Source organism: Marinicella sediminis (genome assembly GCF_002000055.1).
GTDB classification, from domain to species: domain Bacteria; phylum Pseudomonadota; class Gammaproteobacteria; order Xanthomonadales; family Marinicellaceae; genus Marinicella; species Marinicella sediminis.
The window spans coordinates 234,609-260,949 of record NZ_MVBD01000006.1 but is presented as its reverse complement, the minus strand read 5'-3'; the positions used below and the strand labels follow the sequence as shown (position 1 = coordinate 260,949).

Sequence of the window (26,341 nt, the reverse complement as noted above, 5' to 3'; positions counted from 1 at the left end):
TTTACCCACTGGCCGGATTTTCCCGGTGTCTGATCTTATCGCCGTGGAATGACTCAAAGAGCTTTTTGTGTGCCTGCAGAGAAAACTCATCTGTCCGCTGATCGTATTCAGCGATCCAGTTCAGCAGCATCGGCAGGTTTTCGTCCTGAGCTTCCTGCGAGACATATTTATGCGGCTCCCAGGGGCGCTTTCTGGCGTTTGCCTGACACATGGCCACTGGCAAGTTCATAAACACCGCAAGCTCTGCCAATGGTGCAATCAGGTTGAGTAAATCCGTATAACAACCCTCGATGATCCATTTTGGGTGTTGCATGATGAAGGCCTGAATGTCTTTCACAGACGCCTCTTGCGGGCGACGAACCGGCGGGTTGGTCGCCTCCCAGGCCAAGGTGTCCAGATCCAGGTGTGCCAGATTTTGCTGTTGTTTTAAGCGGTTTGCCAGGGTGGATTTGCCCGATCCTGAATTGCCAAATATGATGATTTTGTTAACCATAGCCGCTCCGATAATGGTTGATGTTGTGGGTTTTAAGACAATTGAGCCAATCATCCGTTGGTGGCAACAAAATCACCACCTGCGGATACAGCGATCGTTCTTTTTTGACCAGTATGGTGAGCTGCTCACCAATCAGGGCATGACCTTTAAAGGATCTGGTCCACACGGCATTCCCGGCTTCCTGTTGATCTCGGTGATAACTGATGTTGCCGGCGTTGAGCTCGTACCGCGCAGTGAATGGTGCCATTTGATGAGCACCTTTGATACATCGCTGAGCCATTTTGCGGCAAGATTTGTATGACACCTGGTCGGTCCAGCGCAGCATAACCGGCTCGAAATCCGGCGCTTTATACAACAGCACACCACACAACAAAAACAACCCCAGGCACAGCAAGAGTGGCCACTGTGATCCGGACCAGGTATATCCACCAATCACAGATGCCAGACAAATCATAAATCCAATTACGCAGACCATTATTCCAATCCAGCGTGCTGTGTTTTTGACCCATTGCATGATGGTGTTTTGTTGCCAACGTTGATTGAATTGCTGTCTTTGATGATAAAGCAACTCAAACGCCTGCTGCTCTGCTTGTTGCAAGTAAACCTCATCAACTTCTGAGCAACGTTTTTGGCTGTCAACCTGGCCTTCTGTCACCACTTGCCTGGTCATCAAAGTGGTCTGAGTTGCTCACTGAGATCACGTGTCATGTCTTCTTGAACATTACCTGTGTGAGCCGTGGTTTTCTTTTCAAACAACAACACAACACACTCTTCACTGGCTTTTGGGTTATGCATCACACCTTTTGGGACGACATAAAATTCACCGGCATTGAGTCTCACTGTGTGGTCTTGCATGTGAATGTCCAGTTGGCCATCGAGAACCAGAAAAAATTCATCTTCCTGATGGTCGTGCCAGGTAAACTCACCTTTGATTTTGGCTATTTTGACATAACTGTCATCGACCTCTCCCACCACTCTGGGGGACCACAATTCGGTCAGTAATGCCGCCTTTTCCTTGAGGTTAACCACCCCTTTTCTGTTTTTTTCATCAGTCATAAATTCACCAAAACATCAAAGCCACCATGGATCAGACGGCTGGCATCAAAAGGCATCGGGTTTTGTTCATTCGAACACCATGGGTCTGCCATCACTTTTGGCATCGCCTCATCCCGCACTTTTTTACTTGGCCACACAAGCCAGGAAAAAACCACCGTTTCATCGGCCTGACTCTTCACTGCATCGGGCATGGAAGTGATTTTACCTGGAGGTACATCCACACCCCAACCCTCTGCGAACTGCAGCGCACCATGTTTCTTAAAAGCTTGACCAGCCAATTCAATGTGTTGTTGGTACTGTGCCTTATTCACCGTAGGTACAGCCGCCACAAAACCATCCACAAAGCTCATTGCCATGGCTCCATTAATGGTTGGAAAACAACCCGACGCGGTTGCCTTCGGTATCAATGATCAAAGACACAAAACCGTATTCGCCAACGGCCATCTTTGCCTGCAAAACCTCACCTCCATTGGCCTCAACCCTGGCTGCTTCTGTTGCGCAATTTTCACAATTAAAGTAAATCAGGGTACCTCCGCCACCGGATGACACACCTGCCACTTTCATCAATGCGCCTGAACTGCCAGTGGCCTCCATGTCCTGTGGAAATCCCCACATTTCAATGTTGGCATCAGGAATCACGATTTCAGTCAATGTGGTATTTAAAACGGCCTCATAAAATGCCCTGGCCCGCTGCATGTCCTGGACATACAGTTCAAACCAGCCTACTGGATTGTGCTTACTCATCTGTCGCTCCTGTCTGAAAGAGACTCCATCCTACATCATGTCCGTTGAAGCAGACAATCACAGTGTTTCATTTACAAAGCACCGCAAGGTTGTTTATGATGGATGCATCTTGCATTTTTCCTTGGGAGGATTCATGATTTACCGTCATCTCACACCACGATTAACTGTGTTTCTTTTGGCTGGCTTGCTTTCCGCTGCCGGCTCATTGCACGCCTTTTCACTGGCCGAAGAAATATCAGGTCATTCACCCAGTCCAGATGTCTTGCCCGTCAGGAATCCTGACAACTTTGAACAAGTGATGGGAAGCCTGATTGATACCGGCGTGTTGTTGATACCTGAATCAACCAATGACCGGGTTATGGCTTTTGACCCCGCCACCGGCGACCTGATTGATCCAGACTTCATACCTGCAGATCCCGTCAATTTATCCACCCCCATTCAAGCCATTCTGGCTGCTGACCAAAACAGCATTCTGGTATCAGATCAGCTTGAGGACCTGGTACAACAATATGATTTGGCCGGTAACTACCTGGGGGTTTTTGCACCGGCAGGTGGTGTCGACACCAATATTCTAGATAACGTCCGCGGCATCGCACTGGATGGCAATAACAATCTGTTGGTCACGGTAGGCGGTGGTGGCAATGACGATGCGATTGCGCAATTCGACACTTCCGGAAACTTCCTTGGGAACTTTGTGGCCAATGGCGCCGGCGGTTTGGATTCACCTTTTGATGTCATTCCTACAGCCGCAGGGGAGTTCCTGGTCGGAGGCATCAACAGTGATAACCTGATGCGTTATGATGGCACAGGGTCTTATCTGGCTGATCTCAGTTCCATCGACACTTTTCCAGAACAATTGTATCAAATGACCAACGGAAATTTCCTGGTAGGCAACTTTACCGGGACTGAAGAAGGTGTTGTAGAGTACACCAGCACAGGTACCCTGGTTGGTATTTATGATCCAGTTTCACTGGGTGGCTACCGTGGTGTTTATGAGCTGGAAAACGGCAACATCCTGACCACCAATGGCAGTGGCGTTCATGAAATTGACCGCACAGGTAACCTGGTAGAAACCAAAATATCCGGCGTCAGCGCACGCTTCATTACTTTCGTTCAGGCCGGCTCTCCCGAGCCACCAGCCCCCGTGCCAGGCATTTCTTTCTGGGGATTGATGGTGCTTATTCTGCTGCTGATGGGGCTCACCTTGAGGTTTCGGCACACCGCCTGACAAGACCCAATATAGCCACCTGATTAAACCCTCCTGGTGAGGGTTTTTTCATGGCTGAAAGGTGCCGCCCTGTAATCCACCGGTGTGGATGATCATGGGTTGGTCATGAGCGGTCAGTTGCCCGGATTTAATCATTTGGGCCAGTGCATAAAACGCTTTGCTGTTGTAAATTTTATCTAATTCAAAACCCTGTTGCTGGGCAAAAGCCACCGAAAAACGAGCCAGTTCTGGTACGCTTTTGGCATATCCGCCGCAATGATAGTCATGCAGAACGCGCCAACTCCTGGCCGCCTTGTGGCCGGCCAACCATTGCGTTATGTCCTGGTTGACAGTCTGTAAGCCTTTCAATACAGCCACTCCAATCACCTCACAGTTCCAGCCTGTTTCACCCACGCCACGAACCAATCCGGCCAGGGTGCCTCCCGTTCCTACAGGGCAGATCAAATGGCTCGGTTGATGTCCCTGCAGGTCGATTTCTGTAACCAGTTCTGCCACGCCTTTAACCGCCAGATCATTACTGCCCCCTTCAGGAATCACCAGGATATCAGGGGTTGTTCTGAGCATCGCTTTAACGGTTTGTCCCTGCTCTTTTTGCCGGTATTCAGATCGACTGATGAAAGTCAGTACCATACCCAGACGCTGGCAATGATACAGCGTATCTGACCAAATGGCATGATTATGCTGAAGCTCGTCACCCCGAACCACTCCGATGGCTTTAAGCTGTTGCTCTTGTGCAGCAAAAGCGGTGGCCAGCAAGTGGTTCGAATACGCGCCACCGAACGTCAAAACAGTCTGGCCCGGATTGTGGCTGGCCTTGATCAGGTTGTATTTGAGCTTTCGTCGTTTATTACCCTGCACCACCGGATGATTCAGGTCTTCTCGTTTAACCAGGACCCTTACCCCCAACACATCTATGGGCTCTACCGGAGTGATGTTTTGTTCAGCGACGATGACCATCCTGCAATTGATCCCGGCCTTGCGCTTTGGCCTGATACAACAAATCATCGGCTTCCTTGAGTGATTCTGTGAAGCTGTTCGGTTGCCGGTGGTTCACAAATCCAATGCTGGCGGTTACCCCAAAAACCGAGCCATCCTCTGTTTTGAAAAGCCATTCCCTGAAGTGCTGCAGAATCTGGTTGGCACAACGCAGGTTTTCCCCGTCAGACCCCTCAAGTAACACCAATAAAAACTCCTCTCCGCCAAAGCGGGCCAACCGGGATGACTGGCTGAGGTTACGTTCAATGAGTTGGGCGCTTTGTTTGATGACCAGATCTCCAACGTCATGCCCGTATTCGTCATTGATGCGTTTGAAGTGATCCAGATCAAGCATGGCCAGTGACACCGGCTCAAAGGTTTTACTGGTGAACAAGCCGTGCTCTTTCAACCAGGCAAACATACCCGTTCGGTTGAGGGCCCCTGTCAAGGGATCATGATGCGACTGCCAGTGCAGATTTTTGGCCAGCTGGTAATGTTCTTCGGCTGATTGTTTGATTTTGATCACTGAGATCACCGTGAACACAATGATGGCTGTCATATGAGGAAAGACCCGGCCAACCAACTGATGATCGGCAATGAAAAAGTAACCGCACCAGTAGTAAATCAGAAAGCCCACCAAAAAGAAAACCAGCAGCATACCAGTGGTGAACAATGGCGCCATGGCCATCACCGCCAAAACATAAAACACCGGCACCAGCACCACAATGTCCTTTTTTTCCGGAACCAATAAATTCAGCGCCAAAAAAAACACAAAAGACAACAGGCCCAAAGAGAGGAACCACAGCGGAATGAAGCGATGGTTGTGTTGCCGGTGTATCAAACGCAACAACAGCAATAAAGGCAATGCCGCCAGCACCCTGAGCAGCAGAATCTGTTCAAACAATGCCGGATAACGAAAATAGTCAATGAACAGAAAGCCAATCAGGTAAACCAGGCTCAATGACAAGATGATCCTGGCCACTGGAATCAGTCGCTCGGCCTGATAACCAAGGTAGTCAGGAAACCCCTGATGATTGTTCTTTGCTGCTGGCTGCACCTGATTCACGCAATGATTATAACAGCTGTGGTTTTATAAATGGCGCGCCTGACGGGCGTTTTGCTGGCTTTTTCTGTGGTTCTTTTGGGGATTCAGCAGAAATTGCAACTCACCTTTTTCCCCACTTCGGTCAAAGTCCTGCTGAAGAACTTCCAGCAACACAGCAGGGTCGACACCCAGGGCGGTTGGAACAATCTGATACAGCAACACAAATTGTCTGCGAAGGGAAATCTTCCAGGTGCTTTGCGCTTCGGCAAACAACGCATCACTGAAGGTCAGGAAACGAATAAAAGGCCGCTCTCCCATCAGCACCGGCAATGTGTTTTTGAACCGCCCCTGATTACCAAAGATGTCCCAGTAACGGGCAAAACGACCCACCCGCTGTAACTCGGTAAAACTGATGTCCCGGGTTTGTAACACCGTGTAAGGTGGCGCCGGGCTGTATTTCATCTGATAGGTTTCAGTGTGACGGTTGATCGGTGCACCACGCAAACGTTTGAGGATGCCCAGTTGAATCTCCTGGGGGCCCAATTCATACAACTGATCAAAACTCTGAGCAAAACCAGCCAGGGTATCCCCGGGTAAGCCGAAAATCAAATCCGCATGAATGTGGGCCCGGGTTTCCTGCCGCAACCAAATCAGGTTTTGTTTGGTTTGTTCATTGTCTTGTCTCCGACTGATCAGTGACTGAATCTCCGGGTCAAAAGTCTGCACGCCCACTTCAAATTGCAGTGAATTGGCAGGAAACTGCACCAACAAGGCTTTCAGGGCATCTGGTAAGCGATCAGGTATCACCTCAAAATGCACCATCAAACGGTCATCCATGCGATCCAGAAAAAATTGCAGGATGGTGGTTGAGTGAGATACTTTGAGGTTAAATGTTCGATCAATGAACTTAAAATTCCTCGCACCCAGTTGATACAAGCGATCCATCTCTTCCAGAAAGCGATCCAGGGTGAACGTTTTCGATGTGCGATCAAGTGAAGACAAACAGAATTCACATTTGAACGGACAACCCCGTGAGGCCTCAACATAAATGATGCGGTTGCTGATGTCTTCGGCATCATAATGCGCATAAGGCATGGTCAGTTCTTCCAGGGCCTGCGGAACACCATTGATAACCCGGTCTGCTGGCCCATCGCCTTTTAACAAAGCATCACACAAATGTTTGAAGCTGGTTTCACCAGGGCCCTTAATGACATAATCAGCATAGTCAACCAGCACGGGCTGATCAGGCAAATGACTGACTTCCGGGCCTCCAAGTATGACCACCACTTCGGGGGCCACGGTTTTGATTAACCTGACCACTTCGGTGGTTTCCACCACGTTCCAGATATACACACTGAAACCAATGATCCGCGGTTGACCTGCCAGCAGTTTTTCCACCACATCAATCGCCCTGTCATGAATGGTGAATTCTCTGATCTGTGCCTGTGCCTGAAGGTTCTCCAGATTGGCATACAGGTATCGTAAACTGAAAGACGAGTGGATATACCGACTGTTCAGGGTGCTCAGCACAATGGCACCCGGGGCCTTTTCCTGCTGTGTATCCAACTGCTTCACAGGTGTTGCTCAACGAATGGCCGCATCGCCCGGATCACCCCTTCAGGATTTTCCAGAGGCAACAAATGGCCTTGTTCAGGGAAGGCGGCAAACTGATGGTGGGGGTTATTCTGCCAACGTTCCCAGAACGCTGATGATATGGTGTCTGAATGACCACCGCGCATCCCCAATACAGGTAATTCGGCCGCACACAACTGATTGCGAAAATAAGTCGCGGTGGCATAAACCCTGGCTTCCCACTCACGCGGATAAGTGAGCGTAAAACCATCTGCACTTTGATTGATCCCTGCCCGGATGTAATGCCACAGGTGTTCATCTGAAATGCGTTTAAAGGCCCGCGGTTTGCGGTGAAAATCAAAGGCCGCCTGCAGCGACTCAAATTGATTCGGCCGCCCCAGGGCTTTGTTAATGATGGCAACCCGTTGTTTAACCAGAACCGGAAATAGCCGGGTCAAAGCACAATACACCCACGGTAAGGCCACTGGTTCGATCATCACCAGGGCTTTGATCAGATCGGGTCTTTTGCGGGCTGCCAAAAATGCCGTCACTGAACCCAGCGAATGACCCACAGCCACCACGTTACGTAGCTGTTGTTGATCAAAAAAGCGAATCACATCATCGGCCAGGTCATGCCAGTTGCGGATGCTGTCAGGGTCGGGAGTTGGTTGCCACAGGGGTCTTTGCTTGTATGCCACCACCTGGCGATACCCACTGAGCGCTTCAATGATCGGCACATAACTGCCGGGAGGATAAGCATTGGCGTGGGCAAAATAAATGGGGCTCTGGCCAGTATCTGTTCCCCATGTTTGGGCGGGTAATTCTTGCATGTTGTTCTGTCAGTTCTTCATCAGCTGCCTGGTAGACAGCCATGAACACATTCAATGCAGGTGTTCACGCGTCTTCAGGGTATTTCTCGGCCATGTATTCTAACGCTTTGACAATCAATTGTTCCAACACATTAAGCCGTACGTCACTTAATTTGTTGACATACAGGCAGGATTTTCCGGTTTTGTGTTTACCCAGTTCAGCCAGCAAGTCCTGGTGTTTGTCGACACCAGCTATGATGTATAACGAGAGATTGGTTTTACGTGGCGAAAAACCGATGCGCATGAAATCGCCTTCGCGACCTGAATCATATTTGTAGTGGTACTGACCAAAACCGATGATGCTCGGGCCCCACATCTGCGCCTGATAGCCCGATAACCGTTCCATCATTTCCAACAAAGCAAAGGCATCCTGACGTTTTTGGTCCGGAGTCACAGCGGTGAGGAATTGAATCACACTTTGTTCTGTGGGTTGGGTTTTATTTTGACTCATGGTTGTGCTCTGCTGATGCTTGATTTCATGATAACACAGATCTGCATGGATACTGACTGAGTGATCACTGCAACGGTAAATAAAAACGCGAATGATTACGCTTGTTATTGTCCAATAAGCCATTGAAATATAACTATAATTTTGACTTTTTACCACACAGTCTTTATAGTGGGGTTTTGTCAATGACCCAAACCCATGAGTTTACATTCTGATACCCACAAAGAACTGAATCATGTGCTTACCAGCCTGCTGACTTCGATCAATCAGTTTTTTCTGCATGCCCGGATCTGCAAAGACTGGGGCCTGAACACCCTCGACCAGGTGTTTTACAAAAAATCCATTGCTGACATGAAACATGCCGATGATCTGATTGAACGGATACTGATGTTGGGTGGTTTACCCAACCTGCAACAACTGGATCGTTTACTGATCGGCGAAAGCCCTGAAGAAGTGTTGTCTTGTAATGTCCGCTTTCTGGGCCATCAGCATGAGCGCATTAAAACCGCCATCGGCCTGTGTGAAACAGCTCAGGATTATGTCAGTCGGGATCTGTTGTGCCGCATACTTGATGAGGAAGAAGAAGCCATCGACTGGCACGAAACCCAACATTCCCTGATCAAAGACACAGGGCTTAAAAACTACCTGCAATCACAAACCGGAGCCTGATCATGAAAGGAAACCCAAACATCATCGATGCCCTGAACGCACTGTTGGTCTACGAACTGACTGCCATGGATCAATATTTTGTTCACTCTCGCATGTATCAGGACTTGGGGCTTGAGAAACTGTTCGAACGCATCGATCATGAGTTTGAAGACGAAAAAGCCCACGCCGCGGTGCTCATTGAACGCATTCTGTTTTTAGAAGGCACGCCAGATCTGAGAAAACGTGATGGTTTAAACATCGGCAAAGACGTCCCCGCCATGTTAAACAGTGACCTGCAAATTGAATACAACGTACAGGCAGCCCTGAAAAAAGTCATGGCATTGTGTGAAGAACAACAGGATTACGTGACCCGCGATCAATTATTGGTGCTGCTGGATGACACCGAAACCGACCATGCCTACTGGCTTGAAAAGCAATTGAAACTGATCAAGCTGACTGGCCTGGAAAATTACCTGCAATCACAAATGTGATCACCACCCACCCAAAACATCCATTTGCCAGAGTTGGTCACAGGGTCAATTAACCGGAGAATTTTGACTGATCACCGATTCCGACCATAAACCGTTCAGGCATTTGACGTAAAATGGTGTTTTTGTTGATTATTCAGGTGTCCGGAATCCACACCATACACACAACAGACAAAGTCTGTCTGTCACTGGAAGTTTTTGGCCAGTCCAGGCAACCAACGCTGGTCATCAATCCGGCCATCGGGGTGAAACGTCGTCTCTACCATGACTTTGCCTGCTGGTTGGCTGAACAAGGAATTGCCTGCGTACTGTATAACTACCGGGGCATGGAAGATGGCCTGGGTCGCTTACCTGATGGCGCAGACCTGAGCACCGTTGCCTGGGGTCAGTTGGATCAAACCGCAGTGCTCAACTGGGTGACTGAACAGTTACAACCCAATCGGTTGTTTTTGCTGGGTCACAGCATCGGCGGACAATTGGTTGGATTTGCTGAAGGGCTGGACCAGGTACATGGCATCATTCATGTGGCTGCACAAAAAGGTGATCAGCAATTGTGGTCAGGCACGGGGCGGCTGAAATTATTTATGCTGTGGCATGTGTTGATACCATTGATGTCGCGTGGTCAGCGTTTTCACGCAGCAAAACTCGGTCTGGGAAACTACCCCTGGCCGGCAGCAGCTGCCAGACAGTGGGCGGCCTGGGGACGGGCCAAAGGCTATCTGTTTCACCCGCGCTTTGCTTATGACCTCAGTGGTTGGCGAAGTTTTAGCGGACCATTGCTGAGTCTGGGCTTTTCAGATGATGAGATGGCTCCTGAAGCCGCCATAGATGGCCTGTTGAGTGAGTTTCATGCAACGCATGACCTTGGACACATAGACAAACGCATCATCAACCCCACATCATTGGGGTTATCAAACATTGGACATTTTGGCTTCTTTAAGCCGGAGGCAAAAACACTGTGGCAAGACCTGAACACATGGATTCAAACCCACTGAATGAAGACAACCAGGCTGAGGAAATACCCAAAGCCTCGCTCAACCAATTGCGCCTGATCGGTCCGCTGATCAGACCTTACAAAAAACACATCTTACTGGCATTGCTGCTGTTGTTTTTAGGTGCTGCGGCCAATCTGGCCATTCCGGTGGCCTTTAAACAAATGATAGATCTGGGTTTTGCAGCTGAGAATCAGGACACCTTATCGTATTATTTTGTCCTGGTCTTTGTGGTTTCCTCGCTGATGATACTGTTCACCTCGCTGCGCTACTTTTGGGTTTCATGGATAGGTCAAAAAGTGGTGACTGACCTGCGGAAAAAAGTCTATCGACAGGTAATGGGGCAATCCCAGGAGTTCTTTGAAAAAACCAAAACCGGTGAAATCCTTTCTCGCATCAACACCGACACCACGTTGGTAGAAACCGTGGTAGGCAGTACCTTTTCCATTGCCCTGCGCAGTGCAGTGACCTTTTTCGGTGCGGCTTTTATGATGATTGTTTCCAGCCCAAAACTGGCCATGTATATTGCCTTTCTGATTCCCTTGGTGGTAATCCCAATCGTCATCACCGGACGTAAAATACAGCAACTGTCGAAAGCCGAACAAGACCGCATTGCGGACTCCTCGGCACTGGCCACTGAAACCATCAATGCCATGCACACGGTTCAGGCCTTTGCCCAGCAAAACCAGGAAAACCGTAAATTCAGCAACGCCATCAACCGCGCATTCAAGGCTGCTGTGGCCTCAATCCGCATGACCACCATCATGTCCATGCTGGTTGGATTTGTGATTTTTGGTGGCATCGTTTTTGTGCTGTGGCTGGGTGCCCGGGATGTGATTGATGGTGTAATGACCGCCGGCACCCTCAGTCAGTTTGTGATGTACGCCATCATGGCCGCCACCTCGGTCGGGGCCTTGTCAACGGTGTGGAGCGAGCTGAAAAAAGCCGCTGGTGCCCTGGAACGCATCATTGAACTGATGAATACCCACTCAACCATCACGGACCCTGAGCAGCCAAAGCCGATGTCCGGTACCATTCTGGGAAATGTCAGGCTGGAGAACGTGTCATTTGCCTACCCCAGCCGGCCTGATCTGAATGTATTGAATGACATCAGCTTTGAGGTGGTTCCAGGTCAGACAGTGGCCCTGGTGGGACCTTCCGGTTCAGGCAAATCAACAATGTTTCAGCTGTTGATGCGTTTTTATGAACCTCAGTGCGGAACCATTCAATTGGACGGCACACCCATTGAGCAGTTCAGGCTGGATGATTTACGGGCCCAGTTTTCCCTGGTTGCTCAGGACGTCACCATCTTTTCTAACTCAGCCCGGGAGAACATTGCCTATGGTCGGCCGGATGCCACCGATGAAGAGATCAAAGCCGCCGCCAAACTGGCCCATGCCGATGAATTCATTGAAAACCTGCAGGACGGATACGACACCTACCTGGGTGAACGAGGGGTCAGGCTGTCGGGTGGACAGGCACAACGATTGTCCATAGCCAGAGCAATCATCACTGATCCCCCTGTGCTGCTGCTGGATGAGGCCACCAGTGCGCTGGATGCCGCCAGTGAGCAACTGGTCCAGCAAGCGCTCAACGGCATCATGAAAAACCGCACCACCCTGGTGATAGCCCATCGCCTGGCAACCATCCGCAAGGCCGATCAGATCATCGTTTTGGATCAGGGCCGGGTGGTGGCCAAAGGCAAACATGAGCAATTAATCAGCAACAGCGAGTTGTATGCTGAACTGGCCAAATTGCAATTCACGGATGAAGGAGCCTGATCAGACTTGCAAAGGACTCACAATCTACGTAAAGTATAGTAGTTTGTCATTGCCTGGTATTTTATGAAAAATTCCCTTATGTTACTGCTGTTTTTCAGCTCCTGGTCACTGGCCGATAACAGCAAAAACCCATTGCCTGGTGCCTGGCTCATCACAGGTGTTGAGTGGCAGTCTGCAGAGCGAACTTCGGCATTAACCGATGTGCAGCCTGGGTTGTTCATTTTTACCGATGATCACTATGCCCTGATGTGGAGCCCGGAAAACCAACCCAGAAATCCTTTTCAGGTGCTGGCCAAGCCAACAAATGAGGAAATCATTGCCGGTTTTCGATCCATTGTTTTCAATGGCGGGCGTTATCTTTATTCTCCAGGCAAGTTGGTCACCACTGCTGTCGTGGCCAAAGTACCCGGTTTTGAATCCGGACAACAGTTCTTCTTTGTCGAAACTGACGAGGGTGAGCTTACCTTGACGTTCTATGATGAAATCTACCCAGATGGCAGCCGTCCAGAATGGTCAGGTACCTGGAAAACAGTATTTACCTTGAAAAAAGCGGCTCAATGATGCGGTGTCTCAGTTTGCTTTCTCAGCCTTGCTAATTGTTGCCGGATGCGTTGTAGTTGGCGCTTCTTTCGGCGACGCTTTTCAACGGACTGAGTGAGGGTCATCCACAATGGGATACCAAACGCCATGATCACAAAAGCCTCCACAGTATAAATCATCAGACCGCCGGCTTGATTACATGTGTGTGGGTGATGTTTACCGTGGCTTGTAACATGTGAGACACCGAGCAGTATTTTTCAGCTGACAAACGGATGGCCCTGGCCACCTGTTTTTCCGACAAATCATCACCCGTGATGACAAAATGCAGGTTGATGTCGGTATAGATGCGGGGAATTTCCTCGCGGCGTTCTGCGCTGACCTGTACCTGGATGTCGCTGAAGGTTTGTTTGGCTTTGGTCAAGATCAGTTTGACATCGATCCCGGCGCAGGCACTGAGGCCCATCAGCACCACTTCCATGGGTGAAGGACCGATTTTATCACCACCTTTGCTGGTGGGTGAGTCCATCACAATGCTTTGCTGATCGGCGTTGGTGCTGACGAAGGTGTAATCATTCACCCATTGGGTGGTTACGGTGTTTTTCATTGGGTTTCAGTGTTTTGAGAAAATATGTTGTTTAACCACAGCATACCCTGGCGATAGGCCGCAGGCACACTGCTCATGTGATGATGACCTTCAACGGTCATGACTTTCATTATCCAGTGGTGAGGGTTGCGTTGCCAGTGTTCCAACCATGTTTTTCTTGGCTTTTTAAATCGCTCATCATCACCATCAGCCTGCATGATAAACAGCCTGGGTTGTGCTGATGTCGGTTCTGGGTCTTGTAAAAACTGAGCCGTGTTGCGATGGATGGCTGGATTGGAAGCAATTAAACCAGCAAATGTGTGCGGTTGGTGCTGTGCAGCATAAAGGGCAAACTGCCCGCCAATGGAATGACCCATTAATATCCGTCGGCTTGAATCTGTGGGGTATTTTTGTTCGATCAAAGGAAACAGCTCATCGGTCATCATTTGATGAAACGCCGCCGCACCGCCGTAATGCGCCCGGTCATCGGCCGGTAAGGTAAAATCAGTACTGCGCCGATTGCCTTTTTTCCAGTCGGTGGTGCCATAACTGATTCCAACCAAGATCACCGGTGAAAGCTCTTCGGTGGTTTGCAAATAGTGATGGTAGGGAGCCAGCATTGGGAACAGATTACCTCCGTCCAACAAATAAACCACCGGATAACGTTGTTGATCCCCTGCCTGAGGGGCTGGGGACTGTACATAGATGTGGTACTGATGCCCATTCACTGCTGATTTCAATGGCATATAATCAACCCCTTGCAATGCCGTCATGTGCGTCAGGCTGTCAGCCTGAACAATTGGACAACTCAACAACACAATCAGCAGCAGGGATTTCATCTTATGCCTCAGTAAACCGGGTGTTCAGCATCGTTTTCAGCGCATCAAAGGTGACCAATTGGGTTCCCGAACATGACCCGTACTCAGTACCAGGTCATTGCTGGTCTGACCGTCGGTAGAAACCGCTTTCAGTAAACCCCTTCCTGACGCATCACGGGTGGCAAACATCACCATTGCACCATTGGGCGCAAAACTGGGAGTTTCATCCAGCGAGCCATCACTGATCAATTGTAATGTGTTCGACGGGCGATGAAACAAGGCAATTTTATAAACATTGTTGTTCCCATGGACCATGGCCAGGTATTTACCATCCGGTGAAACGCTGGCACGCGCATTGTATTCGCCTTCAAAGGTAACTCGACGGGCCTTTTGATCCACCAGGTTGGTTTCGTAAATCTGTGGACGGCCACCACGGTCTGAAGTGAAAAACAAGCTTTGACCATCTGGTGCCCACTCAGGTTCTGTATCGATGGACCAGTGATTGGTGATTTGTCTCAGCGACCGGTCGAACACATTGATGATGTAAATTTCCGGGTTACCTGTTTTTGACAGTGACACCGCCAATTGCCGGCCATTGGGTGAAAATTTGGGCGCTCCATTGATGCCTTTGAAATTGGTCATCAGGGTTCGGGAGCCGGTACTCAGATCCTGCACATAAATCGCTGAATTACCCTGCTCAAATGACACATAGGCCAGTTTTTTACCGTCCGGAGACCAGGAAGGAGACATCAGTGGCTCTTTGGAAGTCACCAGCGATTGTGGTCCATAACCATCGGCATCAGCGACAATTAACTGATATTTAAAATCGGCACCCTCTTTGATGGCAGTCACGTATGCCAACTTGGTGGAGAACACCCCGGGAATGCCCAAAATGGCTTCATATATGCGGTCAGCGATGTAATGGGCTCCTGCCCTTGCCTGTAATTGGTTGAGTGGTAAAGTCAATGCCAGCAGCTGTTTTTGTTCAGCAACCGAAGACAACCGAAAACGCACTTCCATGCGGTCGCCATCCAGGTATGTGATGTCGCCATATGACACATAATCAGCACCCAATAAACGCCAGGTGCCATAATTCAGGTCAGCGTCTGAAGCTGGCTGATCGACCAGTAATGCCGGATCCAGGGGTTTGAATTGACCTGACCTGGCCAGGTCATTTCGAATGACCTCCGACATATCGGTATTCAGTGGTTGATTCTTATTGACAAAATTAACCACCGCAATGGGTAAAGCTGACGCACTGCCACCATCAATGGTGATGTTCAGCTGGGCCTGACTGTTCAGGGTAATAAACAAACTGCAAATGGCCAAAAGGCGTTTCATGTATCAGTCTCCATCATAAGTAAAATTAAAATTGATTCTTCGATCAAACACGTCCTCAAAACCACTGAAGGGTAATGGATCGGCTTTTTTTACCGCATTGATGATCGAATTTCTCACTGTGGCACTGGCGTTGCATGGGCGTCCAATGCTGACGTCTATCACCCCACCCCCTGGAATTTGGTTTACCTTGATCTGACACTTCAAGCCAGCCGGAGTTCCACTGGGCCTGGCCCATTGGCGGGTCACTGCAGACTGGATGGCTGCCATGTATTGGGTGAGTAAAGTGCGCTTTTGTTGCGCATCGCCATTTTCAACACCCACTGGTGGGTTTGCTTGAACTGGTTGTTCAACGGGTGTTTCGGCTGGTTTGATTTCAGGCTGTTGTTGTGCCTGGGCTTCGGCTTCCTGCCGTTTTTTGCGCAATTCTTCCAGGCGCTTCTGGCGGTCGGTTTTTTCTGCCCGTTTGCTTGTATCAATGGTTGGTTTCACCACCTCTTTGGGCTCAGGTTTAGGCTCAACCCTGGGTGCTGGTTTGGGTTGGACCGGTTCGGGTTTAGGTTCAGGCGGTTTGGTCACCGGTTCCGGTTTGGGTTCGGGTGGTTTAACCACCGGTTTGGGCTTTTGTTCAGTTGGTTTAGGCGCCTGTTGCATGAATTGATCCAGGTCCATAATTTCCGCCTGAATGGCGATTCCTTTTGGTGGTGTGATGTAGGTTTGTTGCGTGGACAAAAACAACACCAGCACAATACCCACATGTAACCCCACTGAATACAACAGTGCGGTTTTTTGTTCAGGTTGCATGCTCAACACCGCCATGTGTGACTCAGTTTTCCGGCTTCACAGGTTCACTGATCAATCCAACTTTCTTTGCACCGGCCTGTTGAGCAATCGCCATGGCCTGATATACCTGACCATAACTGACTGACTGATCAGCGCCGATCATGATGGGTAATTCGTCATTCACTTGAATAAAAGCGCTGATTTTCTTTTGCAGGGTTTCGGCATCAAGTAATTCGTATTCGCCACCGATGGACAGATATAAATCACCATTGGCGGTGACATTGATCACCGCCGGTTCGGTTTCAATGGTGATGGTGTTGGCATTGGATTCGGGTAAATTGACATCCACACCCAGGTTCATCAATGGTGTGGTGATCATGAAAATAATCAACAACACCAGAGTCACATCAATGTAAGGAACCACATTGATTTCGGCTTTGACTTTACGCGGCCTTCTCATGGTTTATCCAATTTGCCGATGCAAAATGGCTGAAAACTCTTCCTTGAAAGCATCATACTGAGCATAAATCCGCTCCACTTTATCACTGTAGCGGTTGTAGAAGATCACGGCAGGTATGGCTGCGAATAAACCCATGGCCGTGGCAATCAAGGCTTCGGAAATGCCCGGTGCCACCAAAGCAATGGTGGCCTGGGTAACATCTGACAAAGCATGAAATGACAACATGATACCAATCACTGTACCAAATAACCCAATATACGGACTGGTGGAACCAATGGTCGCCAGGGTAGGTAAATGGCTTTCCAGTTTTTCAATTTCACGGTTCAGTGCCACGCGCATCGCACGGTCTGATCCTTCAATACTGCGAATGCCACTTTGTGCCTGGGTTTTGCGCTTAAATTCTTTGAAACCAGCTTCGAATATTTTCGCCGAACCGGTGTTTTTCTTTCCAGACAGAGAGTCATACAAACGATTCAAATCCACACCGGACCAAAAGTGCTCTTCAAACTTTTTTGCTTTGTTTTGTGCCGTGGCCAATACTTTTCCCTTTGAAAAAATAATCAACCAGGACCACACTGATGCCAGAATCAAAATGATCATCACCACCTTCACTGGTAATGAAGCGCTCATGATGATTTCGTAATAAAATTGTCCGCTGTCGTTCAAAACAATAACTCCTCTAAATATTGTTTGGGAAATCGCATGGGTTTAAATTTGCTGGCATTCAAGCTGACGATCTGTACCCGGGCCCGGGCCATCAACACACCTTCCACATGTATCTCCTGGGCTACCCACATGGCGATCTTGCTGTGTTCTACCACTTCGGTGCTGACCGTCAGTAAATCATCCAACCTGGCCGGTAAAATAAAGTCTATTTCCATTTTGCGGATGGCCAGTATGACATTGGCCTGTTCCCGCATCTGGCTCTGATACAAACCTTTGGACCGCAACCATTCAGTCCGCGTGCGTTCGAAAAAGTTCAAATAATTGGCATGATAAACCACGCCTCCTGCATCTGTGTCTTCATAATATACCCGGAATTGATGGGTGTATTTGTTCTGGCTCATTCAAATAAATCCTGATTGTGGCGGTTTTTTGGTGGGCTGATACCCATGGTTTCCCAGGTTTTGGCAGTGGCTATCCGTCCACGGGCCGTTCTGGCAATCAAACCTTGTTGAATCAGATAAGGTTCAATGACATCTTCCACTGTTCCCCGCTCCTCTGATAAGGCTGCCGCCAGAGAATTGATCCCAACCGGTCCTCCTTCAAACTGTGTGGTGATGATCTCTAAAAGCTTCCGATCCATTTCATCCAGACCCCGCTGATCAACCTGCAACATATTCATGGCGCTGGAAGCGATGGCTTCTGTGATCACCCCTTCCCCTTTCACTTCGGCATAATCCCTGACCCGACGTAACAAACGATTGGCTATTCTGGGTGTTCCCCTTGACCGCCTGGCGACCTCTACACAACCAGGCTTGTCTGCCTCAATGTTCAGGATCTGTGCTGAGCGGGCCACAATCTGTGTCAGGTCACGGGTGTCATAGAATTTTAATCGCTGAACAATTCCAAAACGATCACGCAAAGGAGAAGTCAGTAATCCTGCCCGGGTGGTGGCGCCGACCAGGGTGAACGGTGGCAAATCAAGTTTAATTGAACGGGCAGCAGGACCTTCTCCAATCATGATATCAATTTGGAAATCTTCCATGGCTGGATACAAAACTTCTTCGACTACCGGCGATAATCGATGAATTTCGTCGATAAACAACACATCATGCGGTTGCAGATTAGTCAGCAATGCAGCCAGATCACCGGCTTTTTCCAACACCGGGCCTGAAGTCTGCCGCATTTGCACGCCCATTTCATTGGCAATCACATGTGCCATGGTGGTTTTACCTAAGCCTGGCGGCCCAAAGATCAACACATGATCCAGTGATTCCTGACGATTCCTGGCTGCAGTGATGAACAGTTCCATTTGGTCTTTGACTTCTTTTTGACCCAGGTAATCCCTTAACGTTTGAGGTCTGATGCTGGCTTCAATCAGCTGCTCCTGATTACTTTCAGCAAATCCACCAATGAGACGATCTTCCATCAACCAGCTCCTTTTAATTGCAGGCATTCGCGGATAATCTGTTCCACACTCATGTCATCTTTGGCAACCTGTTTTACCATCTGGCTGGCCTCGGTGGGTTTGAAGCCCAATGCCTGGAGAGCGCTTTCCGCCTCACTGTGTATGCCAAAACGACTGGCCTGAGGTTGATTGGCATCACCACCTGTGATTGCAGAGACTTCCACTTTGTCTTTCATTTCGATGATCAATCGCTGAGCCGTCTTCTTGCCAATACCAGGGACTTTTACAATGGCATTGACGTTTTGTTCCTGAATGACCTGGGCAAATTCTGCCGAACTCATGGTCGATAATATGGCGAGGGCTGACTTGGCACCAATGCCATTAACTTTTAACAAGGTGCGAAACAGGTCACGTTGGGCAAAACTGCGGAACCCATAGAGGATGGATGCATCTTCACGCACCAAATGGTGAATCACCAGGGTCAGCTCCTGTTTTAATTCAGGCAATTCAAAAAACACACTGGTTGGGGCTTCTACTTCATATCCAACCCCATTGACATCAATGATCAAATGAGCCGGTGGTTCGGCGTGTACCAGCCTGCCCTGTAAACGTCCTATCACAACTCACTCCTCAAAACTTTCTCCAGTTACTGGTGTTGTTGGCCACCAATCGCTGTTGAGCCCAGCGGTTGTTGGCATGACAAATGGCCACAGCCAAGCCATCTGCTGCATCATTTTGTACTTTAATGTTTAAATTCAATAACAATTGAACCATATACTGAACCTGGGTTTTATCTGCCCCTCCTTTTCCAACCACAGCTTGCTTGATGGCTTTGGGTGCGTATTCATGCACCTGAATATCGTGTACCACAGTGGCACAAATCGCTGCCCCGCGGGCTTGTCCCAGTTTCAATGCGGCATTGGGGTTTTTTGCCATAAAAACATTTTCAATGGCCATTTCGTGGGGCTGGTATTGTTTGATCAGTTCATTGACCGATTCAAAGATGGTTTTCAGGCGCACAGGGAAATCACCATCACCACACTTAATGGTTTCATGATGAACGTACTGTACCTGTTGTTGTTGGGTGTCAATGATGCCCACGCCGGTAAACCGGGAACCGGGATCAATGCCTATGATGCGCAACATATGTCAATGATAATCAATGTGACCTTTATTTTATGTTATTGGTTTGCCTGATGGGTAAAATAATCCGACTAACTCCTGAATGATGTTTTAGCCATGCTTATTTGATTGTCGTTTTGTTACAATTCCTTATTTATCTGTCTTAAAAAATATCATGAAAATAGCCTCCTGGAATGTTAACTCATTGAAAGTACGGTTGGATCATGTGCTGCAGTGGCTGGATACAGCACAGCCCGATGTGCTGGCTTTACAGGAAACCAAAATGACTGATGACGTATTTCCGCTCGAGGCCATCAGGCAGGCAGGCTATCAGGTGGTTTTCTCTGGTCAAAAAACCTACAACGGCGTTGCCATTTTGGCCAAATCACAACCCGAAGATGTGATCACAGACATCCCGGATCTTGATGACCCACAACGTCGAATTCTGGCAGCCACAGTGGATGATGTAAGGATCATCGATCTGTATGTGGTCAATGGGTCCGCGCCTGGAACTGAAAAGTTTGCTTATAAACTGGATTGGCTCAATAAAGTAACGGCATTCATCGAACAACAAAAGACTGAATATGAGGATGTCGTGGTGCTAGGAGATTTCAACATCGCTCCGGATGATCGGGATGTTCATGACCCGGTTAAATGGCATGAAAAAATCCTCTGTACCACTGAAGAACGGCAAGCATTGAATCGGATTCTGGATTTAGGTTTTCAGGACAGTTTTCGATACCTGCACGACGAAGATGGGTTTTTCAGTTGGTGGGATTACCGCATGAATGGCTTTGCCAGAGGCCTGGGTTTACGGATTGACCTGATATTATCCACTGATGAGATGTCCGAGGCCATCACCGCATCATACATTGATGTAGAGCCCCGAAAATGGGAACGACCCTCAGACCACACCCCGGTGGTCACTGAATTTGACTGGTAAATCAATGACTAAATATCCTTTTACAACCCGTCTGTTACATGCCTTATCCGCGTTATTTGTCCTTACATTATTTTTTTCAGGCTGGTACATGGTTGAGCTGGACTATGGCAGTCCCTGGTACCAAACCCTGCCTGAATGGCACATCGTCATTGGAATGGTCTTGATACTGGTTTGGTCAGTGATGCTGTTTCGCTTGTTCTTCATCCGCAAAGCGGTGTTTCCTGATTCGATTAAACGATCAGAACGGATTTTGGCATCATTGGTCAAATTACTTTTTTATGTACTCGTGTCTACCCTGCTGATCACGGGTTATCTGATCACCACAGCCAGCGGTCAATCTACCGAGCTTTTTGGATGGCTCAAAATCCCGGCTGTTTCACGTTTTTCTGCCAGCCAGATCGATACCATGGGTTGGCTACATCAGTATGCATCATATGTTTTGATGGTACTGGTAATTATTCATGTCCTGGGTGCTTTGAAGCATCATTTCATTGACCGGGACGAAACACTCAAACGCATGACATAAGAGGTACCCATGAAACCATTGTTTTTTCTATTATTGCTGATGGCACTGCCAGTTTCAGCTGATCAGTATGTGATTGACACCAAAGGATCACACGCTTTTGTACAATTCAAAATAAGCCACCTGGGCTTCAGCTGGTTGTACGGCCGTTTTGATGACTTCAGTGGCAGTTTTACTTATGATGAATCTGATCCTGCAAAAGCCAGTATTGAAATGACGGTGCAAACCAACAGCATCAACTCCAATCACACTGCCCGTGACAAACACCTGAGAAGTGATGATTTTCTTAATGTCGCGGTAAACCCCACAGCCACCTTCAAAAGTTCAGCATTCACACCCAGTGAAAATGGTCATGGACGCATGACCGGTCAACTGACCCTCAATGGTGTTACTCAAGACATCAGCTTTGATGTTCAGTTCATCGGTGCCGGTAAAGATCCCTGGGGAGGTGAGCGACGTGGTTATGAAGCCACCACCGAATTGAAGCTTGCAGATTACAACATCAAAAAGAGTGTTGATGGTGCTTTTGAAAAATTGTGGTTAACCGTCTCGGTTGAAGGCATCAAACAATAAAAGGTATCACTTGAAACGTCAAACCGTCGGTTGAAAAACCGGCGGTTTTTTTGTGCCTGAGATTTTCTCATTTATAAGGTAATTGACCCATCATGGCTGATTATGAAAACAGGCCGCCTTTTTTCAACAACAAAAACAATTGTAAATTATTGATTTAAATACAAATAATAGTTATTTTTTGGTGGTTATTATCCCTGTGGTTTTTTGGTTAATTATTAACCAAGCTTAACTGACCTGAAATTGCTGAATACAAACCAAGCGCAAACACGACAAATCCTGTTGAAATTGAATGAGGAAGTTTCTGGGGATGATGTTTTGAGAAGATGGTGGGTCGTATAGGATTCGAACCTATGACCAATGGATTAAAAGTCCACTGCTCTACCAGCTGAGCTAACGACCCATTTGAAACAATGGATGTGAAACCTGATCGTTTCGAGGTGCGCCATGATAAAATAATTCATTCAATTAGGCAAGCACTTTTCAGGCTTATTTATATTTTTTTTTGTGGTGCTGAATCCAACCACCAGGCATGTTGTTTTGGGGGTCATGGTGGGTCCAGTGAACCACCCCTCCCTGAGCATTCCATTCATACCTGCCCCTGACCTTAATCAGATCACCCGGCCTCACCGGAACCCTTGGAGCCAGGTCAATGTTATGCGCAATCAATACCGTTATGCCATCGGTATTGACTATGAATCTTTGGTGCCTTGAACCTTCATCATCATCGCTCAGGAGACGCTTCACACGGGCCTCAAATTCCACCCATGTTTTGACTGCTTGTTCAACAAACAATGAGTTGATTGAGGTGCCTTTTGCGGGATCATTATCCTGAACGACCCGTTCACTGAGCGTGAAAATGATCAACAACAAAAAAACGCCTGACAACAGGCGTTTTTGAGTTATTTTTTTGATGACATGATCAACCATTCCAGGCGTTGTATCCACCGGTCAGATTGAACACTTTGGTAAAGCCTTTTTTGCGGAAATACTCAGCAGCAGACATGGATGATTGACCGACCTGGCAAACAAACACCAATGGCGTGTCTTTTGACATGCCCTCGATGTCCTGGATGCTTTCTTTATCCAGTCTGACGGCCTGATCTACACTGCCTTCAGCAAATTTATCGGCTGATCTGACATCATAAATTTTGGGGTCTTCGACATCGGTATCCAACCAGTCCTGCAATTCGGCTACCGATAAATCTTGAACCGCAGGTGGTTCATTGGGGTTTTTAATGCGTAAACCTGATCCCTGCAGCTCATCCACCCAACTGATTTCGACACCGTTGGCCCGACGGGCTGTACCAATGTCCATATAGACTTTCAAATCGCCCACATCAGCAACTATTTCATAGCCTTTAGGCATTTCCAGACTGAATCGGGTGTTGAAGTCATCATCAACAGAAAGAAACAGTTGATGGTCACCCATGTCTTTGAGGCCCTCTTTGATGTGATTCAGGGCTTCATCACTGATGGTGATGACCGGTGGTGTTCTGTCTGGTTGTGGAAGATTTAATAAACTGTGTAGCTCTCCGGTGTTGAACATCTCAGAAATGATGTCATTACCGCCTATCAATTCCTTATTCACGTAAAGCTGTGGAATTGTGGGCCATTGACCATAGGCTTTGATGCCTTCTCTGATCTCCGGATCATCCAAAACATTGAATGAGGAAAAACCATCACCAATGAGGTCTTTAAGGATTTTTACAGTATTGCTGGAAAATCCACACATGGGGGTCTGTGGGGTTCCTTTCATGAATAAAAAGACCGGATTTTCATCCAGCATCTGCTCTATTCTGTGGGTCGTTTGGTCATTCATTTTTATACATCCAAATTACTGGCATTCAATGCGTTTTCTTCAATAAACTGCCGCCTGGGTTCAACCACATCTCCCATCAGGGTGGAAAATACAGTGTCAGCAGATACCGCGTCTTCTATGGTTACCTGCAATAATCTGCGGCTTTCAGGGTTCATGGTGGTTTCCCATAATTGATCGGGATTCATTTCACCCAGACCCTTGAACCGACTGATCGTCAGGCCTTTTTTAGCTACACTCAGCAGGTATTCCAAGACATCACTTAAACTGTTGATTCCAATAACATTATCACCTTTGGTTAAAACCGCATCACCTTGTAGAAAATCTTGGTTTTGTTCTGCGATTTCCATCATTTGCTGATAATCATTAGAAGCAAAGAAGATGTGGCCTAATGTGGTTTTTTCAATCAGACCATTGCCATTCTTCTCAAAAACCAGGGCTTGCAGTTCATTGTCCTGTTCCACCTTCCAACTCACACCCAGGCGATTATTTTGATTCATCAGCTCCTCAGCCTGACTGATCCATTCATCATTAACCATTTGTTCGGCCAAATTAACCTTGGGCAAGTTCAACAGCTGGTCGATGACTTTGCGATCGTACAATAAACTCAGGCGTTCAATCACAGATTTCACATGTACTTGTTGCTTAATCAAACGATACAACACATCTCCTGTCATGGGTGGCAGATCTTCCTGATACTTCAATTCCACGTCATCCAATGAACGGTTCAATAAAAACTCATTCATTTCATCATCGTCTTTCAGATAGGTTTCTTGTTTGCCTTTTTTCACTTTATACAGTGGTGGCTGACCAATGTAAATGTGACCCCGTTCAATGAGCTCTGGCATTTGCCGGTACATAAATGTCAGTAACAAAGTTCTGATGTGTGATCCATCGACATCGGCATCCGTCATGATGATCACTTTGTGGTAACGCAATTTATCTGGATCAAAATCATGCTGGCCAATCCCACAACCCAGTGCAGTGATTAGAGTACCCACCTCAGCTGATGACAGCATCTTATCAAAACGGGCTTTTTCCACATTCAGGATTTTACCTTTTAATGGCAAGATCGCTTGATTTTTCCGATTCCGGCCCTGTTTGGCAGAACCACCAGCAGAGTCACCCTCCACCAGGAATATTTCGGACAAGGTCGGGTCTTTTTCCTGACAATCAGCCAGCTTACCAGGTAAACCAGCAATATCCAGTGCATCCTTACGACGGGTCATTTCTCTGGCCTTACGGGCCGCTTCACGGGCCCTGGATGCATCCATGACTTTATCGGTCAATATCTTAGCTTCACCAGGATTTTCCAACAGGAAATCTGACAACCGTTCACCCACAGTACTTTCAACCACGCCTTTGATTTCAGAGGAAACCAGTTTGTCTTTGGTTTGTGAAGAAAACTTGGGATCTGGTGACTTAACAGAAATGACAGCAATCAGACCTTCACGACAATCTTCACCCTGCATAGAAATTTTCTTTTTGGAGTTTTGATTGATGAAATTATTGATGGTTCGGGTCAAAGCACCGCGGAAGCCAGCCAGGTGAGTACCACCGTCTTTTTGTGGGATGTTATTGGTGAAACAAAAAACTGTTTCCCGATATGAGTCAGTCCATTGCATCGCCACTTCAACAGCTGTTCCGTCTTCCTGTTCACTTTGAAAGTGCACCACAGAATCATGTAATGGAGTTTTCCGTTCCGCCAGATAATGAACAAATGAAGCAATGCCGCCTTCGTACTCAAAGTTTTTTTCTTCACCGGTGCGTTCATCTTTCAGATCAATGCGCACTCCTGAGTTCAGGAAAGACAATTCCCGCAATCTTTTGGCAAGGATATCAAAATGAAATTCAACATCAGAAAAGATTTCTGTTGAAGGTTTAAACCGCACTTTTGTACCGGTCACATCAGTGGTGCCAACCACCGCCAGGTCTTTTTGTGGCTCTCCCATGACATATGATTGTTGATACACATTACCATTGCGATGGATTTCAAGATCCAACTCAACACTCAATGCATTCACCACAGAGACACCCACACCATGCAATCCACCTGAGACCTTGTATGAATTGTCATCAAATTTACCACCAGCATGCAACACAGTCATGATCACTTCAGCTGCCGACTTACCTTCTTCATGCTGATCTGTCGGTATGCCACGGCCGTTGTCAGATATGGTGACACTGCCATCGGCATTGATGACCACTTTGATGGTGTCGCAGTGCCCGGCCAAGGCCTCATCGATGGAGTTATCAACCACCTCAAAAACCATGTGGTGTAAACCGGTGCCATCATCTGTATCTCCAATATACATGCCAGGACGCTTTCTGACTGCATCCAATCCTTTCAATACCTTGATGTTCGACGAATCGTAATTTTCACTCATAGAGCCATCTGTGTCCCAAATAAAACAACCTATTATACCAGCTTT

32 protein-coding genes and 1 tRNA gene are annotated in these 26,341 nt (G+C 47.8%); 9 read left to right on the top strand and 24 right to left on the bottom strand.

Annotated features, from left to right (window positions below; translation table 11 throughout):
• Position 1 precedes the first annotated feature (1 nt).
• The 5 genes from B0475_RS10565 to B0475_RS10545 are packed head-to-tail and all read right to left on the bottom strand — an operon-like array spanning position 2 to position 2,293.
• Positions 2-493: a P-loop NTPase family protein gene (locus tag B0475_RS10565; protein WP_077411806.1), complete on the bottom strand. Its 492-nt coding sequence runs from the start codon at positions 491-493 to the stop codon at positions 2-4.
• Positions 486-1,163 (bottom strand): hypothetical protein, encoded by a 678-nt coding sequence (locus tag B0475_RS10560; RefSeq protein ID WP_077411805.1) that lies wholly within the window; start codon positions 1,161-1,163, stop codon positions 486-488. Before B0475_RS10560 ends, B0475_RS10565 begins: the two co-directional genes overlap by 8 nt.
• The gene (locus tag B0475_RS10555; RefSeq protein WP_077411804.1) at positions 1,163-1,549 is read right to left on the bottom strand and encodes a cupin domain-containing protein; all 387 of its coding nucleotides are present in this window, start codon (positions 1,547-1,549) and stop codon (positions 1,163-1,165) included. Before B0475_RS10555 ends, B0475_RS10560 begins: the two co-directional genes overlap by 1 nt.
• On the bottom strand, positions 1,546-1,899 hold the full coding sequence (locus tag B0475_RS10550) for a DUF1428 domain-containing protein (protein WP_077411803.1): 354 nt from the start codon (positions 1,897-1,899) through the stop codon (positions 1,546-1,548). Before B0475_RS10550 ends, B0475_RS10555 begins: the two co-directional genes overlap by 4 nt.
• A gap of 13 nt (positions 1,900-1,912) precedes the next feature.
• Entirely contained in the window at positions 1,913-2,293 is a 381-nt protein-coding gene (locus tag B0475_RS10545; RefSeq protein ID WP_077411802.1) for a VOC family protein, read from the bottom strand.
• 133 nt (positions 2,294-2,426) lie between these two features.
• Between B0475_RS10545 and B0475_RS10540 the strand changes: the two genes are divergently transcribed.
• On the top strand, positions 2,427-3,521 hold the full coding sequence (locus B0475_RS10540) for an NHL repeat-containing protein (RefSeq protein ID WP_157892860.1): 1,095 nt from the start codon (positions 2,427-2,429) through the stop codon (positions 3,519-3,521).
• 48 nt (positions 3,522-3,569) lie between these two features.
• Here the strand turns inward: B0475_RS10540 and B0475_RS10535 are convergent, their stop codons facing one another.
• From B0475_RS10535 to B0475_RS10515, 5 genes are all read right to left on the bottom strand, one after another.
• Entirely contained in the window at positions 3,570-4,478 is a 909-nt protein-coding gene (locus B0475_RS10535) for a 1-aminocyclopropane-1-carboxylate deaminase/D-cysteine desulfhydrase (RefSeq protein ID WP_157892859.1), read from the bottom strand.
• Entirely contained in the window at positions 4,462-5,562 is a 1,101-nt protein-coding gene (locus tag B0475_RS10530; RefSeq protein ID WP_077411799.1) for a GGDEF domain-containing protein, read from the bottom strand. The genes B0475_RS10535 and B0475_RS10530 overlap by 17 nt, the downstream gene beginning before the upstream one ends.
• Before the next feature lie 24 nt (positions 5,563-5,586).
• Positions 5,587-7,116: a B12-binding domain-containing radical SAM protein gene (locus B0475_RS10525; RefSeq protein WP_198538204.1), complete on the bottom strand. Its 1,530-nt coding sequence runs from the start codon at positions 7,114-7,116 to the stop codon at positions 5,587-5,589.
• The gene (locus B0475_RS10520; protein WP_077411798.1) at positions 7,113-7,943 is read right to left on the bottom strand and encodes an alpha/beta fold hydrolase; all 831 of its coding nucleotides are present in this window, start codon (positions 7,941-7,943) and stop codon (positions 7,113-7,115) included. Before B0475_RS10520 ends, B0475_RS10525 begins: the two co-directional genes overlap by 4 nt.
• A gap of 64 nt (positions 7,944-8,007) precedes the next feature.
• Positions 8,008-8,433 carry a DUF1801 domain-containing protein gene (locus B0475_RS10515; protein ID WP_077411832.1) on the bottom strand — a complete coding sequence of 142 codons (426 nt, stop codon included), beginning with the start codon at positions 8,431-8,433 and terminating at the stop codon, positions 8,008-8,010.
• Positions 8,434-8,628: 195 nt separating this feature from the next.
• Here B0475_RS10515 and bfr (B0475_RS10510) point away from each other — a divergent pair, with 195 nt between their 5' ends.
• From bfr (B0475_RS10510) to B0475_RS10490, 5 genes are all read left to right on the top strand, one after another.
• Positions 8,629-9,099, top strand: coding sequence for a bacterioferritin (bfr, locus tag B0475_RS10510; protein ID WP_077411797.1), 471 nt, complete (start codon positions 8,629-8,631; stop codon positions 9,097-9,099).
• 2 nt (positions 9,100-9,101) lie between these two features.
• Positions 9,102-9,569 (top strand): bacterioferritin, encoded by a 468-nt coding sequence (gene bfr, locus B0475_RS10505; RefSeq protein WP_077411796.1) that lies wholly within the window; start codon positions 9,102-9,104, stop codon positions 9,567-9,569.
• Between the two features lie 113 nt (positions 9,570-9,682).
• On the top strand, positions 9,683-10,561 hold the full coding sequence (locus tag B0475_RS10500) for an alpha/beta hydrolase family protein (RefSeq protein WP_077411795.1): 879 nt from the start codon (positions 9,683-9,685) through the stop codon (positions 10,559-10,561).
• Entirely contained in the window at positions 10,543-12,339 is a 1,797-nt protein-coding gene (locus tag B0475_RS10495; protein WP_077411794.1) for an ABC transporter transmembrane domain-containing protein, read from the top strand. Before B0475_RS10500 ends, B0475_RS10495 begins: the two co-directional genes overlap by 19 nt.
• A gap of 63 nt (positions 12,340-12,402) precedes the next feature.
• A complete protein-coding gene (locus B0475_RS10490) occupies positions 12,403-12,900 on the top strand; it encodes a lipocalin-like domain-containing protein (protein ID WP_109862379.1) in 498 nt (165 codons plus the stop codon).
• Positions 12,901-13,057: 157 nt separating this feature from the next.
• Here B0475_RS10490 and B0475_RS10485 read toward each other — a convergent pair whose 3' ends face one another.
• The 10 genes from B0475_RS10485 to ruvC are packed head-to-tail and all read right to left on the bottom strand — an operon-like array spanning position 13,058 to position 20,078.
• The gene (locus tag B0475_RS10485; protein ID WP_077411792.1) at positions 13,058-13,483 is read right to left on the bottom strand and encodes an OsmC family protein; all 426 of its coding nucleotides are present in this window, start codon (positions 13,481-13,483) and stop codon (positions 13,058-13,060) included.
• Positions 13,480-14,301, bottom strand: coding sequence for an alpha/beta hydrolase (locus B0475_RS10480; protein WP_077411791.1), 822 nt, complete (start codon positions 14,299-14,301; stop codon positions 13,480-13,482). The genes B0475_RS10485 and B0475_RS10480 overlap by 4 nt, the downstream gene beginning before the upstream one ends.
• 36 nt (positions 14,302-14,337) lie before the next feature.
• Positions 14,338-15,621, bottom strand: coding sequence for a Tol-Pal system beta propeller repeat protein TolB (gene tolB / locus B0475_RS10475; protein WP_077411790.1), 1,284 nt, complete (start codon positions 15,619-15,621; stop codon positions 14,338-14,340).
• Positions 15,622-15,624: 3 nt separating this feature from the next.
• Positions 15,625-16,422 (bottom strand): cell envelope integrity protein TolA, encoded by a 798-nt coding sequence (locus tag B0475_RS17660; protein WP_157892857.1) that lies wholly within the window; start codon positions 16,420-16,422, stop codon positions 15,625-15,627.
• Between the two features lie 22 nt (positions 16,423-16,444).
• Positions 16,445-16,861, bottom strand: coding sequence for an ExbD/TolR family protein (locus B0475_RS10465; protein ID WP_077411788.1), 417 nt, complete (start codon positions 16,859-16,861; stop codon positions 16,445-16,447).
• Positions 16,862-16,864: 3 nt separating this feature from the next.
• Complete coding sequence (gene tolQ, locus B0475_RS10460) at positions 16,865-17,491, bottom strand: protein TolQ (RefSeq protein WP_077411831.1); 627 nt, start codon at positions 17,489-17,491, stop codon at positions 16,865-16,867.
• 32 nt (positions 17,492-17,523) lie between these two features.
• Positions 17,524-17,928, bottom strand: coding sequence for a tol-pal system-associated acyl-CoA thioesterase (gene ybgC / locus B0475_RS10455; RefSeq protein WP_077411787.1), 405 nt, complete (start codon positions 17,926-17,928; stop codon positions 17,524-17,526).
• Entirely contained in the window at positions 17,925-18,953 is a 1,029-nt protein-coding gene (gene ruvB / locus B0475_RS10450; RefSeq protein ID WP_232781872.1) for a Holliday junction branch migration DNA helicase RuvB, read from the bottom strand. The genes ybgC and ruvB overlap by 4 nt, the downstream gene beginning before the upstream one ends.
• Positions 18,953-19,552 (bottom strand): Holliday junction branch migration protein RuvA, encoded by a 600-nt coding sequence (ruvA, locus tag B0475_RS10445; protein WP_077411786.1) that lies wholly within the window; start codon positions 19,550-19,552, stop codon positions 18,953-18,955. The genes ruvB and ruvA overlap by 1 nt, the downstream gene beginning before the upstream one ends.
• Positions 19,553-19,562: 10 nt before the next feature.
• A complete protein-coding gene (gene ruvC, locus B0475_RS10440) occupies positions 19,563-20,078 on the bottom strand; it encodes a crossover junction endodeoxyribonuclease RuvC (protein ID WP_077411785.1) in 516 nt (171 codons plus the stop codon).
• 151 nt (positions 20,079-20,229) lie between these two features.
• On the opposite strand from ruvC, the gene xth reads away from it, so the two are divergent.
• From xth to B0475_RS10425, 3 genes are read left to right on the top strand one after another with little or no spacing between them, the layout of a single operon-like run.
• Positions 20,230-20,997, top strand: a complete 768-nt coding sequence (gene xth / locus B0475_RS10435) for an exodeoxyribonuclease III (protein WP_077411784.1) — start codon at positions 20,230-20,232, stop codon at positions 20,995-20,997.
• A 4-nt stretch (positions 20,998-21,001) separates the two neighbouring features.
• Positions 21,002-21,523, top strand: a complete 522-nt coding sequence (locus B0475_RS10430; RefSeq protein WP_077411783.1) for a cytochrome b — start codon at positions 21,002-21,004, stop codon at positions 21,521-21,523.
• A gap of 9 nt (positions 21,524-21,532) precedes the next feature.
• The gene (locus B0475_RS10425; protein ID WP_077411782.1) at positions 21,533-22,093 is read left to right on the top strand and encodes a YceI family protein; all 561 of its coding nucleotides are present in this window, start codon (positions 21,533-21,535) and stop codon (positions 22,091-22,093) included.
• Positions 22,094-22,417: 324 nt separating this feature from the next.
• Here B0475_RS10425 and B0475_RS10420 read toward each other — a convergent pair.
• The 4 genes from B0475_RS10420 to gyrB form a co-directional block, all read right to left on the bottom strand.
• Positions 22,418-22,493, bottom strand: a tRNA-Lys gene (locus B0475_RS10420).
• Between the two features lie 86 nt (positions 22,494-22,579).
• Positions 22,580-23,020 (bottom strand): DUF3465 domain-containing protein, encoded by a 441-nt coding sequence (locus tag B0475_RS10415; RefSeq protein WP_077411781.1) that lies wholly within the window; start codon positions 23,018-23,020, stop codon positions 22,580-22,582.
• Entirely contained in the window at positions 23,013-23,912 is a 900-nt protein-coding gene (gene grxD, locus B0475_RS18010; RefSeq protein ID WP_077411780.1) for a Grx4 family monothiol glutaredoxin, read from the bottom strand. Before grxD ends, B0475_RS10415 begins: the two co-directional genes overlap by 8 nt.
• Before the next feature lie 2 nt (positions 23,913-23,914).
• The gene (gene gyrB / locus B0475_RS10405) at positions 23,915-26,296 is read right to left on the bottom strand and encodes a DNA topoisomerase (ATP-hydrolyzing) subunit B (RefSeq protein WP_077411779.1); all 2,382 of its coding nucleotides are present in this window, start codon (positions 26,294-26,296) and stop codon (positions 23,915-23,917) included.
• Positions 26,297-26,341 lie beyond the last annotated feature (45 nt).

Coding starts and splice junctions, on each gene's coding strand:
- B0475_RS10425 (WP_077411782.1), top strand. CDS start 21,533: ATGAAACCATTGTTTTTTCTATTATTGCTGATGGCACTGCCAGTTTCA.
- B0475_RS10490 (WP_109862379.1), top strand. CDS start 12,403: ATGAAAAATTCCCTTATGTTACTGCTGTTTTTCAGCTCCTGGTCACTG.
- B0475_RS10500 (WP_077411795.1), top strand. CDS start 9,683: ATGGTGTTTTTGTTGATTATTCAGGTGTCCGGAATCCACACCATACAC.
- B0475_RS10550 (WP_077411803.1), bottom strand. CDS start 1,899: ATGAGCTTTGTGGATGGTTTTGTGGCGGCTGTACCTACGGTGAATAAG.
- B0475_RS10495 (WP_077411794.1), top strand. CDS start 10,543: ATGGATTCAAACCCACTGAATGAAGACAACCAGGCTGAGGAAATACCC.
- B0475_RS10565 (WP_077411806.1), bottom strand. CDS start 493: ATGGTTAACAAAATCATCATATTTGGCAATTCAGGATCGGGCAAATCC.
- bfr (WP_077411797.1), top strand. CDS start 8,629: ATGAGTTTACATTCTGATACCCACAAAGAACTGAATCATGTGCTTACC.
- grxD (WP_077411780.1), bottom strand. CDS start 23,912: ATGAATGACCAAACGACCCACAGAATAGAGCAGATGCTGGATGAAAAT.
- ruvC (WP_077411785.1), bottom strand. CDS start 20,078: ATGTTGCGCATCATAGGCATTGATCCCGGTTCCCGGTTTACCGGCGTG.
- B0475_RS10485 (WP_077411792.1), bottom strand. CDS start 13,483: ATGAAAAACACCGTAACCACCCAATGGGTGAATGATTACACCTTCGTC.
- ybgC (WP_077411787.1), bottom strand. CDS start 17,928: ATGAGCCAGAACAAATACACCCATCAATTCCGGGTATATTATGAAGAC.
- tolQ (WP_077411831.1), bottom strand. CDS start 17,491: ATGAGCGCTTCATTACCAGTGAAGGTGGTGATGATCATTTTGATTCTG.
- bfr (WP_077411796.1), top strand. CDS start 9,102: ATGAAAGGAAACCCAAACATCATCGATGCCCTGAACGCACTGTTGGTC.
- xth (WP_077411784.1), top strand. CDS start 20,230: ATGAAAATAGCCTCCTGGAATGTTAACTCATTGAAAGTACGGTTGGAT.
- B0475_RS10540 (WP_157892860.1), top strand. CDS start 2,427: ATGATTTACCGTCATCTCACACCACGATTAACTGTGTTTCTTTTGGCT.
- B0475_RS10415 (WP_077411781.1), bottom strand. CDS start 23,020: ATGGTTGATCATGTCATCAAAAAAATAACTCAAAAACGCCTGTTGTCA.
- gyrB (WP_077411779.1), bottom strand. CDS start 26,296: ATGAGTGAAAATTACGATTCGTCGAACATCAAGGTATTGAAAGGATTG.
- B0475_RS10430 (WP_077411783.1), top strand. CDS start 21,002: ATGACTAAATATCCTTTTACAACCCGTCTGTTACATGCCTTATCCGCG.
- tolB (WP_077411790.1), bottom strand. CDS start 15,621: ATGAAACGCCTTTTGGCCATTTGCAGTTTGTTTATTACCCTGAACAGT.
- B0475_RS10545 (WP_077411802.1), bottom strand. CDS start 2,293: ATGAGTAAGCACAATCCAGTAGGCTGGTTTGAACTGTATGTCCAGGAC.
- B0475_RS10465 (WP_077411788.1), bottom strand. CDS start 16,861: ATGAGAAGGCCGCGTAAAGTCAAAGCCGAAATCAATGTGGTTCCTTAC.
- B0475_RS10480 (WP_077411791.1), bottom strand. CDS start 14,301: ATGAAATCCCTGCTGCTGATTGTGTTGTTGAGTTGTCCAATTGTTCAG.
- ruvB (WP_232781872.1), bottom strand. CDS start 18,953: ATGGAAGATCGTCTCATTGGTGGATTTGCTGAAAGTAATCAGGAGCAG.
- B0475_RS10535 (WP_157892859.1), bottom strand. CDS start 4,478: ATGGTCATCGTCGCTGAACAAAACATCACTCCGGTAGAGCCCATAGAT.
- B0475_RS10520 (WP_077411798.1), bottom strand. CDS start 7,943: ATGCAAGAATTACCCGCCCAAACATGGGGAACAGATACTGGCCAGAGC.
- B0475_RS10515 (WP_077411832.1), bottom strand. CDS start 8,433: ATGAGTCAAAATAAAACCCAACCCACAGAACAAAGTGTGATTCAATTC.
- B0475_RS10560 (WP_077411805.1), bottom strand. CDS start 1,163: ATGACCAGGCAAGTGGTGACAGAAGGCCAGGTTGACAGCCAAAAACGT.
- B0475_RS17660 (WP_157892857.1), bottom strand. CDS start 16,422: ATGCAACCTGAACAAAAAACCGCACTGTTGTATTCAGTGGGGTTACAT.
- B0475_RS10555 (WP_077411804.1), bottom strand. CDS start 1,549: ATGACTGATGAAAAAAACAGAAAAGGGGTGGTTAACCTCAAGGAAAAG.